The 12,852-nt window shown below is 71.5% G+C and carries 21 protein-coding genes, 1 tRNA gene and 1 pseudogene; 6 read left to right on the forward strand and 17 right to left on the reverse strand.

Annotated elements, in window-relative coordinates; all coding sequences use genetic code 11:
* Position 1: 1 nt before the first annotated feature.
* Complete coding sequence (locus tag O7602_RS26500; RefSeq protein ID WP_281585324.1) at positions 2–529, reverse strand: Hsp20/alpha crystallin family protein; 528 nt, start codon at positions 527–529, stop codon at positions 2–4.
* The gene (locus tag O7602_RS26505) at positions 526–1,026 is read right to left on the reverse strand and encodes a DUF2231 domain-containing protein (RefSeq protein WP_281590543.1); all 501 of its coding nucleotides are present in this window, start codon (positions 1,024–1,026) and stop codon (positions 526–528) included. Before O7602_RS26505 ends, O7602_RS26500 begins: the two co-directional genes overlap by 4 nt.
* Before the next feature lie 208 nt (positions 1,027–1,234).
* Here O7602_RS26505 and O7602_RS26510 point away from each other — a divergent pair, with 208 nt between their 5' ends.
* Both O7602_RS26510 and O7602_RS26515 read left to right on the forward strand, forming a co-directional pair.
* Positions 1,235–1,798 (forward strand): pyridoxamine 5'-phosphate oxidase family protein, encoded by a 564-nt coding sequence (locus tag O7602_RS26510; RefSeq protein WP_281590545.1) that lies wholly within the window; start codon positions 1,235–1,237, stop codon positions 1,796–1,798.
* A 72-nt stretch (positions 1,799–1,870) separates the two neighbouring features.
* Positions 1,871–2,317 (forward strand): annotated as a pseudogene (locus tag O7602_RS26515) (SRPBCC family protein); the annotation flags it as partial.
* A 258-nt stretch (positions 2,318–2,575) separates the two neighbouring features.
* Here the strand turns inward: O7602_RS26515 and O7602_RS26520 are convergent.
* A complete protein-coding gene (locus O7602_RS26520) occupies positions 2,576–3,229 on the reverse strand; it encodes a winged helix-turn-helix transcriptional regulator (protein WP_281585325.1) in 654 nt (217 codons plus the stop codon).
* A 47-nt stretch (positions 3,230–3,276) separates the two neighbouring features.
* On the opposite strand from O7602_RS26520, the gene O7602_RS26525 reads away from it, so the two are divergent.
* Both O7602_RS26525 and O7602_RS26530 read left to right on the forward strand, forming a co-directional pair.
* On the forward strand, positions 3,277–3,663 hold the full coding sequence (locus O7602_RS26525) for a VOC family protein (RefSeq protein WP_281585326.1): 387 nt from the start codon (positions 3,277–3,279) through the stop codon (positions 3,661–3,663).
* Positions 3,664–3,746: 83 nt separating this feature from the next.
* Positions 3,747–4,325 carry a GNAT family N-acetyltransferase gene (locus O7602_RS26530; protein WP_281585327.1) on the forward strand — a complete coding sequence of 193 codons (579 nt, stop codon included), beginning with the start codon at positions 3,747–3,749 and terminating at the stop codon, positions 4,323–4,325.
* 255 nt (positions 4,326–4,580) lie between these two features.
* Here O7602_RS26530 and O7602_RS26535 read toward each other — a convergent pair whose 3' ends face one another.
* The 6 genes from O7602_RS26535 to O7602_RS26560 all read right to left on the reverse strand — a co-directional run bounded on the left by O7602_RS26535 (position 4,581) and on the right by O7602_RS26560 (position 7,170).
* Positions 4,581–4,934: a hypothetical protein gene (locus O7602_RS26535; RefSeq protein WP_281585328.1), complete on the reverse strand. Its 354-nt coding sequence runs from the start codon at positions 4,932–4,934 to the stop codon at positions 4,581–4,583.
* Between the two features lie 22 nt (positions 4,935–4,956).
* Positions 4,957–5,313 carry a hypothetical protein gene (locus O7602_RS26540; protein ID WP_281585329.1) on the reverse strand — a complete coding sequence of 119 codons (357 nt, stop codon included), beginning with the start codon at positions 5,311–5,313 and terminating at the stop codon, positions 4,957–4,959.
* 235 nt (positions 5,314–5,548) lie between these two features.
* A tRNA-Thr gene (locus tag O7602_RS26545) sits at positions 5,549–5,624 on the reverse strand.
* 106 nt (positions 5,625–5,730) lie between these two features.
* Positions 5,731–6,018, reverse strand: coding sequence for a hypothetical protein (locus O7602_RS26550; RefSeq protein ID WP_281585330.1), 288 nt, complete (start codon positions 6,016–6,018; stop codon positions 5,731–5,733).
* A gap of 440 nt (positions 6,019–6,458) precedes the next feature.
* Positions 6,459–6,872, reverse strand: a complete 414-nt coding sequence (locus O7602_RS26555; RefSeq protein ID WP_281585331.1) for a GntR family transcriptional regulator — start codon at positions 6,870–6,872, stop codon at positions 6,459–6,461.
* A 64-nt stretch (positions 6,873–6,936) separates the two neighbouring features.
* The gene (locus tag O7602_RS26560) at positions 6,937–7,170 is read right to left on the reverse strand and encodes a winged helix-turn-helix domain-containing protein (RefSeq protein ID WP_281585332.1); all 234 of its coding nucleotides are present in this window, start codon (positions 7,168–7,170) and stop codon (positions 6,937–6,939) included.
* 209 nt (positions 7,171–7,379) lie between these two features.
* Between O7602_RS26560 and O7602_RS26565 the strand changes: the two genes are divergently transcribed.
* Together O7602_RS26565 and O7602_RS26570 are read left to right on the forward strand one after the other, a co-directional pair.
* Positions 7,380–7,580: a hypothetical protein gene (locus tag O7602_RS26565; protein WP_281585333.1), complete on the forward strand. Its 201-nt coding sequence runs from the start codon at positions 7,380–7,382 to the stop codon at positions 7,578–7,580.
* Entirely contained in the window at positions 7,568–7,756 is a 189-nt protein-coding gene (locus O7602_RS26570) for a hypothetical protein (RefSeq protein WP_281585334.1), read from the forward strand. The genes O7602_RS26565 and O7602_RS26570 overlap by 13 nt, the downstream gene beginning before the upstream one ends.
* A gap of 42 nt (positions 7,757–7,798) precedes the next feature.
* On the opposite strand, the gene O7602_RS26575 is transcribed toward O7602_RS26570, so the two are convergent.
* The 8 genes from O7602_RS26575 to O7602_RS26610 all read right to left on the reverse strand — a co-directional run bounded on the left by O7602_RS26575 (position 7,799) and on the right by O7602_RS26610 (position 12,833).
* Positions 7,799–8,080 carry a hypothetical protein gene (locus O7602_RS26575; RefSeq protein ID WP_281585335.1) on the reverse strand — a complete coding sequence of 94 codons (282 nt, stop codon included), beginning with the start codon at positions 8,078–8,080 and terminating at the stop codon, positions 7,799–7,801.
* Between the two features lie 147 nt (positions 8,081–8,227).
* Positions 8,228–10,348 (reverse strand): cell division protein FtsK, encoded by a 2,121-nt coding sequence (locus O7602_RS26580; protein ID WP_281585336.1) that lies wholly within the window; start codon positions 10,346–10,348, stop codon positions 8,228–8,230.
* Between the two features lie 3 nt (positions 10,349–10,351).
* A complete protein-coding gene (locus O7602_RS26585; protein ID WP_281585337.1) occupies positions 10,352–11,623 on the reverse strand; it encodes a hypothetical protein in 1,272 nt (423 codons plus the stop codon).
* On the reverse strand, positions 11,623–11,940 hold the full coding sequence (locus tag O7602_RS26590) for a hypothetical protein (protein WP_281585338.1): 318 nt from the start codon (positions 11,938–11,940) through the stop codon (positions 11,623–11,625). Before O7602_RS26590 ends, O7602_RS26585 begins: the two co-directional genes overlap by 1 nt.
* Positions 11,940–12,188 (reverse strand): hypothetical protein, encoded by a 249-nt coding sequence (locus tag O7602_RS26595; RefSeq protein ID WP_281585339.1) that lies wholly within the window; start codon positions 12,186–12,188, stop codon positions 11,940–11,942. The genes O7602_RS26590 and O7602_RS26595 overlap by 1 nt, the downstream gene beginning before the upstream one ends.
* A complete protein-coding gene (locus O7602_RS26600; protein ID WP_281585340.1) occupies positions 12,185–12,430 on the reverse strand; it encodes a hypothetical protein in 246 nt (81 codons plus the stop codon). The genes O7602_RS26595 and O7602_RS26600 overlap by 4 nt, the downstream gene beginning before the upstream one ends.
* A complete protein-coding gene (locus O7602_RS26605) occupies positions 12,427–12,588 on the reverse strand; it encodes a hypothetical protein (protein WP_281585341.1) in 162 nt (53 codons plus the stop codon). Before O7602_RS26605 ends, O7602_RS26600 begins: the two co-directional genes overlap by 4 nt.
* Positions 12,589–12,665: 77 nt before the next feature.
* Positions 12,666–12,833 (reverse strand): hypothetical protein, encoded by a 168-nt coding sequence (locus tag O7602_RS26610; protein ID WP_281585342.1) that lies wholly within the window; start codon positions 12,831–12,833, stop codon positions 12,666–12,668.
* Positions 12,834–12,852 lie beyond the last annotated feature (19 nt).

Consider the following 12,852-nt stretch of genomic DNA (forward strand, 5'->3'; position numbering starts at 1 on the left):
CCTACGGCCGGTCGGTCTCGTCGAGCGCGGTGTCCGGGTGGTGCAGCTCCCGGTCCGCGGCCGGGTCGGCCCAGGTCGGCGTACGGTCAACGGTGGCGCGCGGGCCGGTGCGGCCGACGGTGATGGTGCGCGTCGCGGGCCGGGCCGCCCGGGGCAGTCGCACCCGCAGCAGGCCGTGGTCCATGACCGCGTCGATCCGCTCCGGGTCGACGCGCGCCGGCAGGTCCACCCGGTATTCGAAGCCGCGGGTGGTGAACCCGCCCGGGATGCCCTGGTCGGCGTTGACCTCGGCCTCCGACCGGGCCCGTACGCACAGCTCCCGGTCGTCCAGCTCGACGGCCACCTCCTCCGGCGCCACGCCGGGCAGCCGGACCACCACCTCCCAGCCGTCGGCCACCTCGGCCATCTCCACGTCGGGGGTGCCGGCCCGACCGCTGACCAGCCGGCTCAGCTCGGCGCGCAGCGACTGCAACTCGCCCATCGGGTCCCAGCCCTGCTGGCGACCCCGCCAGCCCTTCGGGTCCGTCATCGTGCGTCGCCGATCCGCTGCGGGCCGGGTCGCAACGAGCTGGGGGCGTCGAGGTCGTGCTCCGGGTCGACGCCGACGCCCAGCCGGTCCACCAGCTCACCGCCGAGCCAGGCGCTGATCCCGAGGATCGCCACGGCGACCACCTCGATGGCGATCAGGGCGCCCCCGGCCGCGCGCGAGTCGGCGTTGAGCCGGACCACCCAGACCGCGGCGAAGAGCAGGATCACCGCCACGTTGGCGCCGGCGTGGGTGAGCCCGACCCGCTTGGCGCGGGTGCCGGCCGGCAGGGCGAGCAGGTCGAAGGCCCCGGCCGCGGCGGCCAGCAGGCCGCCGATCAGGCCCACCGTGATGTTCCAGTACGCGACCTCGCCGAGGAAGTCCGGCCCGCCCACGGTGTCGACCAGGTCGAAGATCACCGCGGTGACCAGCAGGCCCAGCGGGAACATCACGAGCATCGGGTGCACGGGATGGCCGAGTACCTTCAGCCGGCTCTCCATCTCGGTCTCCATCCGTTGCTGCGTTTCGGTCCGTAACCGCCGCCGTCCGGGACAAACCCGACGGCCGACAGGCTCCTACACTCACGATGGCGGATCCCGACCCGCTCCGGGCCGGAACCGTCGTCGAGGTCAACGGACGGGGGAGGAAGACGTGACGACGCAGGAGATCACCAACGCGGAGGAACTACGCGAGCTGCTCGGCGCACCGATGCCGCGGGCGGTCGCGAAGGAGCGCCGCACGCTGCACCAACGAGACCGGGAATGGCTTGCCGCCTCGCCGTTCTGCCTGGTCGCCACCGCCGGGGCGGACGGCAGTTGCGACGTCTCCCCGAAGGGTGACCCGCCCGGCTTCGCGCTGGTGCTCGACGACACCACCGTGGCCATCCCGGAACGCCCCGGCAACCGGCGCGCCGACGGCTACCGCAACATCCTGGAGAACCCGCACGTGGGCCTGCTCTTCCTGATCCCCGGGCGCACCGACACGCTGCGGATCAACGGCCGGGCGCGGCTGCTCCGCGACGCGCCGTGGTTCGCCGACATGGAGGTCAAGGGCCACCGGCCGGTGCTCGCCGTCGAGGTGGCCGTCGAGCAGATCTTCTACCACTGCGCGAAGGCGTTCCTCCGCTCCGAGCTGTGGGCGCCGGAGACCTGGCAGCCGGACGTGCTGCCGTCCCGGCCCCGGCTCGTCAAGGAGGTGGAGGCGCCGGCGGAGAGCCTGGCCGACCTGGAACGGCACTACGGCCCGGACTACGCGAAGAAGCTCTACGTCTGACCGACGGTCGATTAGGCCGGGGCCGCCGGGGTACCGATTCCGGTGCAGACGACGGGACGACAAGGAGTGGTCATGACCAGGAAGGTCGAGAGGTCCATCGACGTCGACGTGCCGGTCACCACCGCGTACAACCAGTGGACCCAGTTCGAGGACTTCCCGCGGTTCATGGGCGGCGTGCGGGAGGTGCGCCAGCTCGACGACAAGCGGATGCACTGGGTGGCCGAGATCGCCGGCGTGCAACGCGAGTGGGACGCCACGATCGTCGAGCAGGTGCCGGACCGGTCGGTGGCGTGGGCGGCGACCGGCGGCACGCCGAACGCCGGCATGGTCCGGTTCGCGCCGCTCGGCGCCGGCCGCACCCAGGTCCAGCTCCTGCTGGAGTACGAGCCGGAGGGCTTGGTCGAGCAGGCCGGCGACCGGCTGCACCTGGTGGACCGGCAGGCCGAGTCCGACCTGGAGCGGTTCAAGGACTACATCGAGGGCCGGCAGGTGGAGTCGGGCGGCTGGCGCGGGACCATCGCCCCCGGCGGCCTCCCCGACCCGTCTCCGCAGGATCCGGTGGCCCGGCACCGCGCGGACTCCGACGAGGAGCCGCCGCCACCGGAGACCGAACCGGAGTACGCCCCGGCGCGCTCGGCGGGCATCCTTCCGCCCCGATAGACCCTCCTCCGCCCTGCCGGAGTGAGCCCGGTGGACCGGCCGACGTGGCCGCCCACCGGGCTCCCTCCGCTACGCCGCCCGGGCCGGCGGGCCCTGTCCGAGGAGTGTGCGGCTGTCCTACGGGTGCGCGGCTGTCCCAGAATCGGCGGCGGTGAAGAGTCGGCGTAGTCCGGCCTCGTCGCCGCTGACGGTCGCGTTTCCGGCGGCGAGCGCGGCCGGGAGCGAACCGGAGCCGTCGAGCAGGGCGTTGAGCGTGGTGGGGTCGGTGCGCAGGCAGGCGTCCGCGCGCGCCGGCTCGCCCGGCTCGACGTCGATCCGGCCGTCCCGAACGCGCACCGTCCACACATGGTCGTCAAGCTCGACGCGATAGGTGGCCGGGAGCCTGTCGGGGGGCCGGGAACCGCGCAGGAACAGGAGCACCGAGGTCGCGCTGAGGTGGACCGGGGCCGGTGGCGGCGGGAAGCGCAGGCCCCAGCCGCCGAGCGCGAGCAGGACCGGCTCCAACTCGCGCCCGGAGCCGGTCAGCTCGTACACCGTCGAGGCCGCCGGGGCCGGAAGCCGACGCCTGCGGATCACCTCATGATTCTCCAGCTCGCGCAGCCGGTCGGTGAGCATGTTCGAGCTGGCCCCGGGCAGCGCCCGGTGGAGGTCGGAGAAGCGTTGCGGCCCGAAAAGCAGCTCGCGGACGACGAGGAGTGCCCAGCGCTCGCCGACGACATCGAGGGCGCGGGCGATCCCGCAGGCGTCACCGTAGGTGCGGCTGGTCGGCATGCGAAAACACTACCACTTGGTTGTTAATAACAAGTACGCTCGCTGTCATGAGCCAGCCAGTGGTGCACTTCGAAATCATCGGGACTGATCCCCAACGGCTACGCGGCTACTACAGCACCCTGTTCGGGTGGGAGTTCGACGTCGGCGGCCCGGTCGCGGAGTCGGTCTCCCGACCCGGTGAGTACGGCTTCACCGACCCCGCCGCCGGCAGCGACCAGTCCGGCATTCCGGGCGGCGTCGGCGGCGGAGCCGACCACCGGCCGCACGTCGTCTTCTACGTCGGCGTCCCCGACGTGGAGGCCGCGCTCCGGCGCGCCGAGCAGTTGGGCGGCAGCCGCGCCATGGGCCCCGAGCGGGCGCCCGGGCGGGACCTGGTGGTCGCCCACTTCACCGACCCCGAGGGCAACCTCGTCGGCCTCGCCGGACCGGCATAGTTCTCACTCGCCACCGTTTGCCGGCGGCCCCACCCGCCCTACTGAGCGAGCGGTCGGGGCGCGGACCGGGCTAGGTTGACGCCGTGACCGCACCTGAGATCGCCGTCGCCGCGCCGGAAGACCGTGAGCAGGTCCTCGCCTCGTTGGTCGCCGCATTCACCAAGGACCCGGTCCTGCGACACCTGTTCCCCGACGACCCGACCTATCCGCGGTACGCGACCGCCTTCTTCGGGCACCTCTTCGACAAGCGGGTGCACAAGGGAACGATCTGGACGATCGAACATGGCAGGTCGGTTGCGATCTGGGAGCCGCCCTCGGCCGACGACGGGTGGCCCGACGACAGACTCGCCGCCCAACTCCCGGCTGACGCGTTGACCCGCGTCCGCGCCTACGACGAGGCCGTGCACGCCGCACTGCCGGCTGCCCCCTTCTGGTATCTCGGGGTGTTGGGCACGCACCCGGACAGCGCCGGCCGCAGATGGGGCCACGCGGTCATGCGGGCGGGGCTCGACCGGGCCGCCGCCGACGGCCTGCCGGCCGTCCTGGAGACGAGCAACACCGACAACGTCGAGGTGTACCGGCGCGCCGGCTGGGAGGTGGTGGACCGCTTCGCGGAGCCGTTACCCACCTGGATCATGCGGCTGCCAGCGCGGGTGCGGTGAAGGCCAAGTCAAGCGCACCGTACTCAGCCGGAGGTTCGACGAGTTCCCGGATGCCGGTCAATCCGACTTGGGGGCAAAGGGATGCCAGCGGGGTTGTCGTAGCTCCCCGTCGACAGGCGGCCAGGAGGCGCAGAACGACGCCGGATCGGTGAGACCGAGTTGCTCGCAGTCGTATGCGCTGCCGGCGCCTTCGGGTCGGCCCCCGCCCAGTCCTTCACGCGCTTGACACTGCCGAAGGCCACGCCCTTCGGCAGCTCAGCAGTAGGTCCAGTCGCCCCACTGATCCGTCGGGACGTTGCAGTTGCTGCCCCTGGCGAAAGTCCCGTTGGAGTTGTAGAACTTCACGGTCACGCTTCCCCGCCACCACCAGCCGTCGAGCTGGCCGTAGCCGTAATAGTCGAGCTGGATCGACGGGGAGTAGACCCAGTTTCCGTCCTGGTTCCACCCCTCCAGGTACACGAAACCGTACGACGGCCCGTTGTAGTTGAATGCGATCTGCTGGCCGTTCGACCCGGCGAAAGCCGGTGCCGCGGCGGCCGTCACGACGACCGGAACGGTGGCCGTGACCATGGCCACGCCGACCGCGAGCTTGCCAATCCTCGTCCGCATGTTCACGTCTGTCGACCCTTCCCTAGCAGCCGTACCAGTCGCTGCCGCCCTGGTTCTCCGGCACCTGGCATTTCCAGTAGTCCCGACTGGTGCCGTCCAGGTTGTAGTAGGCGATCTCCACCTCGCCCTTCCACCACCAGCCGCTCAGCGAGCCGTATCCGGTGCCGCCGAGCTGGATCGACGGGGAGTGCACGTACTGCCCGTCCTGGTTGAACCCGTCAATCGTGGCCCGTCCCCAGGCGGGTCCCCAGGAGACATAGATCTGTTGCCCGTTCGAGCCGGCGAAGGCCGGCGCCGCGGCGAACAGGCTGCCGCCCGCGCTCAGTGCCAGTACCGCGGTGGTCGCGGTAACCAGCCGACCCAGCCTGGTCCGACCCACTCCTGCTGCTTTCATGGCATCGCCCTTCGGTGGATGTCATGGCCGATCCCGCGTCACCCAGAGTGTGTGAGGCGTTCGTATCCGTAGGGTATCGATCGGCGGTCACGCTTCCCACCCCTGATCGCCCACCTTCGCGCCGCGGCGGTTGTGCGGCACGAAGGCGCTGTCGAACGCCGCTGTCGTCGACCTCGAAAAACGGCGAAGCCCAGGCCATGTGACCTGGGCTTCCGTGCCGAGCCGCCTGACGGAATCGAACCGTCGACCTACGCATTACGAGTTGATCGGTGTGCCTGGTTACCTCTGGCACGGGCTGGCACCGTTGGCCGCCTCTCCCCTGCAAGAGGCGGTTTCGCCAGCCATTGCCAGTCAGTGCCATCTGCGGTACTGCAACGCATAGTGCAACGGCGTGTGCAACGGTCAGGGCTCGATGTCGGCGCCCGGGGCGGAGTCGTCGCCGCGATCCTTGTAGCCCCGCCAATACTGCTCCCGGGGTGCCCGGGCCACCGCGACGGCCAGGCCGCCGGCGACCTGGCGGGTGTTCACGACAACCGCGACGGTGGCGAGGATCAGGCCGACCACCGTGGCGGCGAAGGCGCGACCGCTGACGCGGCCGTCGACAAGGCCCAGGGCGCCGGCGACGGCGAACGCAGCACCGGCGGCGGTCAGCAGGATGTTGGCGGTGCGGGTCTTGCAGTGGTGTTGCACGGGGGTGCTCCGATCTGTCGAGCAGGTTTGGTGATCGGAGGTCGGGGGCCCTCCAGCCGGCGGGACGAGCGGGCCGGCATCACCCTCCGCTATCCAGTGTGGCGCTTGATGATCGGCTCAGGCGGGAGGCGAGGTCGGGCGTGTCGGCACGGCTGGCTGCGATCAGGCGTGCACACCGCCCCTCCCCCCTGGTGGGTCGATCCCCCGGTTCCGTAGACGGGACCGGGAGGGGGTCCATGGTGGCGCAGTCGTCGATCTGGCGCGACCCTCACGCATCGATATCCTGCAATTTGCATGTCGGATCCGTGCAGCTTTGGGTCGGTAATTGCGGTCCGGTAGGTGATCACTATTCGCTATATGCGAAATGCGGCGCGTGACATTCCCGATTCAGGTGGCCCGTCCGTACGCGGACACCTGGCCGATCATCCCAAGATCGTCGATCACGAGAGCGTCAGCACCACCCGATCGGCCGCGTACACACCCCTCACCCGGCCACCCAGGCTGACCACCAGGACCGGCACCACCGCCCCCGGCTCGATGCCCAGCTCGGCCCGCTCCGCCTCGGTCGGCATCCGCGACCGGACCTGCGCGCCGCGCGGCACGGCCACCCGGGTCAGCTCCTGCTCGACGGCCACGCGCGTACCGTAGCCGCGCTCCGTGACGACCAGGCCCTCGTTGCGCAGGATGCCAACGGCGGCCTGGACTGCTGCCTTGCCCACGCCGTAGTCGTACCCGATCCGGGACTGCGCCGGCAGCAGCCCGCCCGCCGGCCACTCCCCGGCGGCGATCCGGGCCCGCAGCGCGGCGGCCAACTGCCGATGCAGGGGCACCCCTGAGTGCGGGTCGAGGCTCACGGGTCGGACGGTAGGGAGGGTCACCCGGACCACCGGATCACCGGTTAACCGGTTGGCCGGTGATCTACTCGCCGTCGCCTGTCCGACGGCGGACATACATACCCCGGCCCTGCCACGTCTCGATCAGGCCAGCCTCCTCGAGCACGCGCATCGCGAACTTCACCGGCGTCGGCGACACCTGGTACTGCTCGCAGAACTGGGCGATCGTGGGCAGCCGGTCGCCGGGCTTGAGCTGGCCGGTCTCGATCGCGGTGCGGATGTCGCTGATGATCTCCCGGTACACGGGTGGTCTGGGCATGAGCTACCTCGGTCTCGTTGGCACCTCCGAGCCTGCCACCGTCGATCACGCAGCGTGTGTCCTAGGTTGACTTGGTGTACCAAGAGTCCTAGCGTCGGACGTGGCTGGGTCTCGTTGGCGCGGGCCGGGCCGTACCGCCGGGCCGGGTTGGACCCCCCGTGCCACCTCGGCCCGGCACCCTCGCCGCACCACCGGCTGGAGGCACCGCGATGATCGAGCGCCCGCACGACGGCCCACTCCCACTCGCCCACCCCGTAGCGCACGGCCGGCCGCCGACGGCCGACGGGGACCGCGTCCCCCAGCCACCCCGCCCGCAACCGCCGGCCCGCCGGCACCTGCTCGCCGGCGGGATCGCCGCCGCCGTCGTCCTGGCGCTGATGGTCGCCGGGATCGCCGGATGGTGGGCGTGACCGCCATGTGCGACGACCTCGGCCAGCGGGGCGACGTCGCGGTGGGGGCGATGATCCTGGAGGCGCACCGCGAGTGCGGGGCGTGCCGGGCCGGGACGTGCGAGACCGGCGCCTACGCGGCCGAGCTGCTCGCCGAGCACCGCCGGGAACGGGCCGAGGCGCTCGGCCGCCGCTGAACGCGAAGACGCCCCCGACCGGTAGTCGGGGGCGTCGCTGCGTCAGGATGCCGCCTTGCGGACCCGGGCGAACCGGTTCCACACCTTCCGGCCGAACCGCAGCCGCGACCCCGTGCCCTTGCACCGGCGGCACGGCCGGCGGACCTTCCGGCCCTTCGGCTGGAACTTGCCGCGGCCCTCGCACTTGCGGCAGTCGGTGATCGGCCACCACCGGCACTCGGCGAGGTAGTAGAGGCCGCCGCCGAGCCCGAGCAAGGCGAGCCACAGCCACCAGGGCAGGCCGCCGGGTGAGGGGGTAGCGGTAGCGGCGCGAAGGGCGTCCATGTGGCCTCCAGGGCGGTTTTCGGGGGTGTACGCGGGCCTGCCGTCACCCGCTACCGGGCTGGCGTTTCCGCAGGTCTTGACGTGTGGGGCAGGTAGCGAAACGAGGTAGCGGGTCCGCTACCTGTAGCGGCAGGTCCGCTACCTCGTTCATCGAGAATCCTTGGCGTTCCGGGCCTCCAGAGCACGCCGCAGATTCGCCAGATACACGCCGCGGGGACGCTCCCCGGGCCGGTCCTTCTCAGCGCCGGACTTCGACTCGATGCCCAGCTTCATCTCCCGCAGCGTCTTCGACAGGGCGTCGCCGGACGTCTTCGCGTACCGCTCCGGCTGCTGCTCACCCATCCGGGTGGCCAGCGTCCCCCAGGACAGGAACGTCTCGTCCCCGCGGAAGGCGTCGAGCGCGTCGGTCAGCGGGTCGCGGGCCTGCGCGGCGACCTCGGCGCCGGCCGCCATTCCCTCCAGCGTGCCGGCTCGCTCCCGGTACCGGCGGGCGGCCTGGAGGATCTTCTCCGCGTCCTGGCCGTCGGCGAAGTAGGTGCGCACCGTGGCGTTCGGCACCGGCGCGTCGTACAGGATGCCGATGCCACGGAAGTCGGGGCCGCCGTCGGAGCCGTCACCCACCGGCAGGGCCGACGAGTCGAAGCCCTCCGAGTAGGCGCCGGATCCGAGCACGGCGTCGCTGACCTGCCACGATCCGGTCTTGAGGGCGAAGCGGGTCAGGTGGTTGTCCCGGTAGTCGGTGAACCGCTTCCCCACCTTGCTGGTGGAACCCAGTCCGGACGGCTTCTGCGTGCTGGACAGCATGATGACGCCGACGCTCGGGCCGACCTTGACGCAGAACACCAGCAGCTCGGCGATCTCCTCGTCGAATTCGGTGTCGCCGGTGTTCAGGTACTCCTGGAACTCGTCCAGGATGATTACCCAGACGGGCATGCCGAACCGGGGATCGCGGGCGATGTCCCTGGTCAGCTTGCCTTCCGGGCAGATGCTCGACGGCAGCTCCGACAGTTTCGCGTTGCGCTGGAGGATGTCCTGCTTCGCGCCGCGCAGCGTGGACCGCAGATTCTCCAGCGGGTCACCCTGCATCCGGTCGGGCAGCAGCCCGAAGCCGTAGGTGTAGGCGACCAGGGCGAAGTTGCGCCAGTCCGGGGAGCCCTTGCCGTCGAACACCGACAGCCGCACGTACGGGTCGAGGGCGGCGAACAGGCCCAGGGAGCGGGCCGTGAACGTCTTGCCCTTGCGGGGCTGCGCGCCGACCAGGATCGACGTCCACATCATCGGCAGCATCACCCGGCGGGCGCGCTTGTCGAGGCCGAGGGGGCATGCCCGCCAGATGTCGCGGGGCTTGCAGTCCAGCAGCGGTGTGCGGCCAGCGGGGATGGACAGCGGGTCGACGTAGCCAACCCACAGCTGGTGCCGCCGGTTCGACGACGGGTCGAGCGTCATGTCGACCTGCGACATGGCGACGTCGAGGCCGCTGGCGAGCTTCTCCCGCCGCGCGACGACCTCGGAGAACGTGACGCCGTGTGGCAGGTCGACAAGCACCTGCATGCCGGTGGCGGTGTTGTCCTCGCCCATCCGTCCCGCGAAGGTGATCTGCTGGCCCGGCTTGTCGGGGTGCCCGAGGCCGGCGACGTAGTAGGCGGCGGCGACGACATCCGGGTTGAGCTTGCGGTGTCGGGGCACGACAACCGCAGCAGGAATGATGCGCTTGTCGGCGGGCCGCCCGATACGCGCCAGCGGCGGGATCAGGATCAGTGCGACGACGATGAGCACCCACCGCGGCGCGAAGGCCAGCAGCACGCCAGCCAGCACCATGGTGGCGACCAGCTCGATGGCGAGCACGACCGCGCGGTTGGTGCGGCGGCTGGCGAGCTGCTGCTCGATGGTGCGTCCCTCTTTGAGGTCGCCCTTGGTGGCGGCTTCCTGGAGCAGGGACGACAGCTCGGCGTGCCAGGCCCAACGCAGTTGCCGGCCGATGAGGACAAGCAGCCCCCAGCACGCCCAGAAGACGCCTTCGACCAGATACCAGGGGGATCGGATGGCATGGGCGCCAGCACGGTAGGCGGTGCGATAGCTGACGGCCTTGGTCCACCGCTTGGTGCCCTCCCAGGTGCGGAACTGGGTGGGGATGATGGGTATCTGGAGCGGCTGCTTGTCGACGGTGTCGACGTAGACAGGCGGCGCGGCGCCGGGGCTCTCGTCCAGCTCGACGTCGAAGTGAACGGACTCGGCGGGGCTGGTGTCGCGGGGCGTCAGCTCGGTCATGGGTCAGTCCTTGCTGTTCTGGCTGGCGGGCTTGGGCCAGTACCGCTGTACGGTGCGCTCGCTGACGCGCAGTTTCGCGGCGGCCTTCTTCTGCGTCATGTCGGGTTGCTTGGCGAGCGCGGCGACCCGCTCGGCGGTCGTGGCGGGTCGGGTGGCGACTCGCCGGGTGATGCGCGTGGCGGGTGCGGTGGCGGCCACCGTGGCGGGTCGGATGTCGGGCTCCGGGGCCGCCACGATGGCGTCCGGTGGCGGGTCGGGCTGTCGGGGCGATGGCGGGTTGATGGCGGCCGGCGTGGCGGGTACGGAGGTCGCCACGACGAGCGCCTCCAGGTCGTCACCGTGTCGGGTTAAAGGCGGGTCCAGGTACGCCCGCTCGGTCGCCATCAACGCCCGCAGCCGTGGCCCCGCCGTACGTGCCTGAGCGAGCGCGTCCTCCACCAACTCCCGCTCCCGGTCGGTCATCTCTCCCGGCCGGGCCACCGACACCTCCGCCGCCATTGGCTCGGCCGCCGGCGGCGGCGTCAGGTCCAGCTCCGCCAGGCGCGGCGCCCCCTCCCACGGGTTCGCCTCCGACACGTACGACACGAACAGGCCGATGAGGAACGCCGTCCCGGCGGCACCGATCGGGCCGACCGAGTGGGCGAGCGCACCAGCGGCGGCCTCCCAACCGTCGCCCGCCCAGCCACCGGCCATGTTCAGGGCCACCGACGTCGACAGGGCCACCCACTCGGCGAGCGTGGCCCGCCAGTCCGTCGCGCCGCCGGAAGACCGCAGAACGGCCCGGCCGATGATAATGAGCGCGACGATCGCGATGAGGGCGGGCTCGACCGCCCACGCCGCCGTCCAGCTCGCTGAGCCGGTGTCGAGGCTGAACACCCTGACCATGCCAGCCTGCACGCCGGCCGTGGACCAGAGGCCGAATGCGGCGAGCACCGGCACGCCGGCGAGCAGGGTCGCCGAGCGGACCCGGGCAATGCGCAGGGCGCGCATTTCAGCTGACCGGTCGATGTCGGTGCGTATACGGGCGCGGGCGCCGGATCGGGCGGCCCTCCGGTACAGCTCGGCCAGGGCGGTGGACTCCTCGCCGTCGCGGGCGCGCTCGCGACGGGCCCGGTCGAGGGTGCTGGTCTGCTCGGTGACCTCGGCGAGGGCGTTGCGGTACTGCGCGTCGAGCTGCCGGCGGATCCGGTCGTCGTCGCGGCGCACGGTGATGAGGGCTCGCTCTTCGGCGAGCTGTTCGGCCAGCTCGCGGGCGGTGAGCTTCGGCGTGTTCATCAGACGTTGGCCTCCTTCTTCAGTCGGAGGTCGACGAGGGTCGGCTCGGTCGGCTGCTGCGGCAGCCCGGCGGGTGGCTGCCGGTCGAGCACCACCGGGCGGGTCGCCCAGCGGTGCCGGGCCGACCGGTAGCCGCGGCGGGCCAGCCGATAGGCGCGCGGCGTCGCCCACTTCCCGGCGAGGATCAGCAGGACCAGGGCGAGGAGCAGCGCGTGGGCGGCGGCCTTGACCAGCCACAGCAGCATCTGGCCGCCGAGGGCGAGCAGGAAGGTGCCGGTGCCGCGGTCGCAGCCGCACGTGCCGGAGATCGTGCACATCAGCGGGCCACCCCCTCGTCGGAGACGACACCGAGGACGTGCGGGCCGTCCAGGGTGGCCAGCTCGGCGCACAGCTCCGGCCATGACCACGGCTGGACGCCCGTGCCCTGGCCGTACTGGTGGGCCTCGATCCAGCGGCGTCCGTCGGAGGTGCACGTGTCGTCGCGCCACCACACCTGCCACGGCCGGCGGTAGACCGGGCAGAACCACACGACGAGCGTGTGCTCCGGCGGCTCGGGCGGGATCATCGGGCCAGTTCCTTCCGCGTCGGCTGCGGCCGGCGCTGCTGCTGCGGCACCGGGGCCGGCTCCGAGCGGCGCTGCGAATCCGCGCCCGCCAGCAGCGAGATACCGGCGACCAGGAACGGGGCGACACCGGCGGCCTGCAACAGCAGCCCCGGCTCCCCGGCGGGCATGTTCACGGCGACCTCCCACACGACGGTGGTCAGGCCAGCGACCACCACGTGGGCGGCGATCGTGCCGGCGTTCACGCGGCACCGCCGATCTGGGTCGGGACGCACATGCCGGCGGCACCGACGCTGGCACCGGTGCACGGGTGGTCGTGGTGGTTGACGCCGACGGCGACGGGGAGGAACGCGGCGCACACGAGGACGGTGCGCACAACGAACTTCTGGATCATCATGGACATGGGTCGGGCCTCCTGGGGTCCGGTCAAGGCCCCCGGCCGGCGGTGGAGTCGCCTTGGCCGGGGGCCGCCTACGTTGGTCAGCTCTGGTTGGCCTTGCCCTGCTGCGCCTGAGACGCCTTGCGCTGGCGGATGGCCTTGGCGGTGAACATCTGCGGGTTGGCCTTCTGCGCCCGGCGGGACAGGTCGGCCATCTGCTTGCCGCTGATCGTGTTCGGGACGCTCGACTTGCTGCTGAACAGGCCCATCTGGGTGCCCCTCCTTCGC

Origin of the sequence: Micromonospora sp. WMMD1128 (assembly GCF_027497235.1) — a bacterium.
GTDB lineage: Bacteria > Actinomycetota > Actinomycetes > Mycobacteriales > Micromonosporaceae > Micromonospora.

Excerpts from the sequence above, each read along its gene's own strand:
- O7602_RS26500 (WP_281585324.1), bottom strand. The coding sequence starts at position 529 with ATGACGGACCCGAAGGGCTGGCGGGGTCGCCAGCAGGGCTGGGACCCG.
- O7602_RS26505 (WP_281590543.1), bottom strand. The coding sequence starts at position 1,026 with ATGGAGAGCCGGCTGAAGGTACTCGGCCATCCCGTGCACCCGATGCTC.
- O7602_RS26510 (WP_281590545.1), top strand. The coding sequence starts at position 1,235 with ATGCCGCGGGCGGTCGCGAAGGAGCGCCGCACGCTGCACCAACGAGAC.
- O7602_RS26520 (WP_281585325.1), bottom strand. The coding sequence starts at position 3,229 with ATGCCGACCAGCCGCACCTACGGTGACGCCTGCGGGATCGCCCGCGCC.
- O7602_RS26525 (WP_281585326.1), top strand. The coding sequence starts at position 3,277 with ATGAGCCAGCCAGTGGTGCACTTCGAAATCATCGGGACTGATCCCCAA.
- O7602_RS26535 (WP_281585328.1), bottom strand. The coding sequence starts at position 4,934 with ATGCGGACGAGGATTGGCAAGCTCGCGGTCGGCGTGGCCATGGTCACG.
- O7602_RS26560 (WP_281585332.1), bottom strand. The coding sequence starts at position 7,170 with ATGCCCAGACCACCCGTGTACCGGGAGATCATCAGCGACATCCGCACC.
- O7602_RS26565 (WP_281585333.1), top strand. The coding sequence starts at position 7,380 with ATGATCGAGCGCCCGCACGACGGCCCACTCCCACTCGCCCACCCCGTA.
- O7602_RS26570 (WP_281585334.1), top strand. The coding sequence starts at position 7,568 with ATGGTGGGCGTGACCGCCATGTGCGACGACCTCGGCCAGCGGGGCGAC.
- O7602_RS26575 (WP_281585335.1), bottom strand. The coding sequence starts at position 8,080 with ATGGACGCCCTTCGCGCCGCTACCGCTACCCCCTCACCCGGCGGCCTG.
- O7602_RS26580 (WP_281585336.1), bottom strand. The coding sequence starts at position 10,348 with ATGACCGAGCTGACGCCCCGCGACACCAGCCCCGCCGAGTCCGTTCAC.
- O7602_RS26585 (WP_281585337.1), bottom strand. The coding sequence starts at position 11,623 with ATGAACACGCCGAAGCTCACCGCCCGCGAGCTGGCCGAACAGCTCGCC.
- O7602_RS26590 (WP_281585338.1), bottom strand. The coding sequence starts at position 11,940 with ATGTGCACGATCTCCGGCACGTGCGGCTGCGACCGCGGCACCGGCACC.
- O7602_RS26595 (WP_281585339.1), bottom strand. The coding sequence starts at position 12,188 with ATGATCCCGCCCGAGCCGCCGGAGCACACGCTCGTCGTGTGGTTCTGC.
- O7602_RS26605 (WP_281585341.1), bottom strand. The coding sequence starts at position 12,588 with ATGTCCATGATGATCCAGAAGTTCGTTGTGCGCACCGTCCTCGTGTGC.
- O7602_RS26610 (WP_281585342.1), bottom strand. The coding sequence starts at position 12,833 with ATGGGCCTGTTCAGCAGCAAGTCGAGCGTCCCGAACACGATCAGCGGC.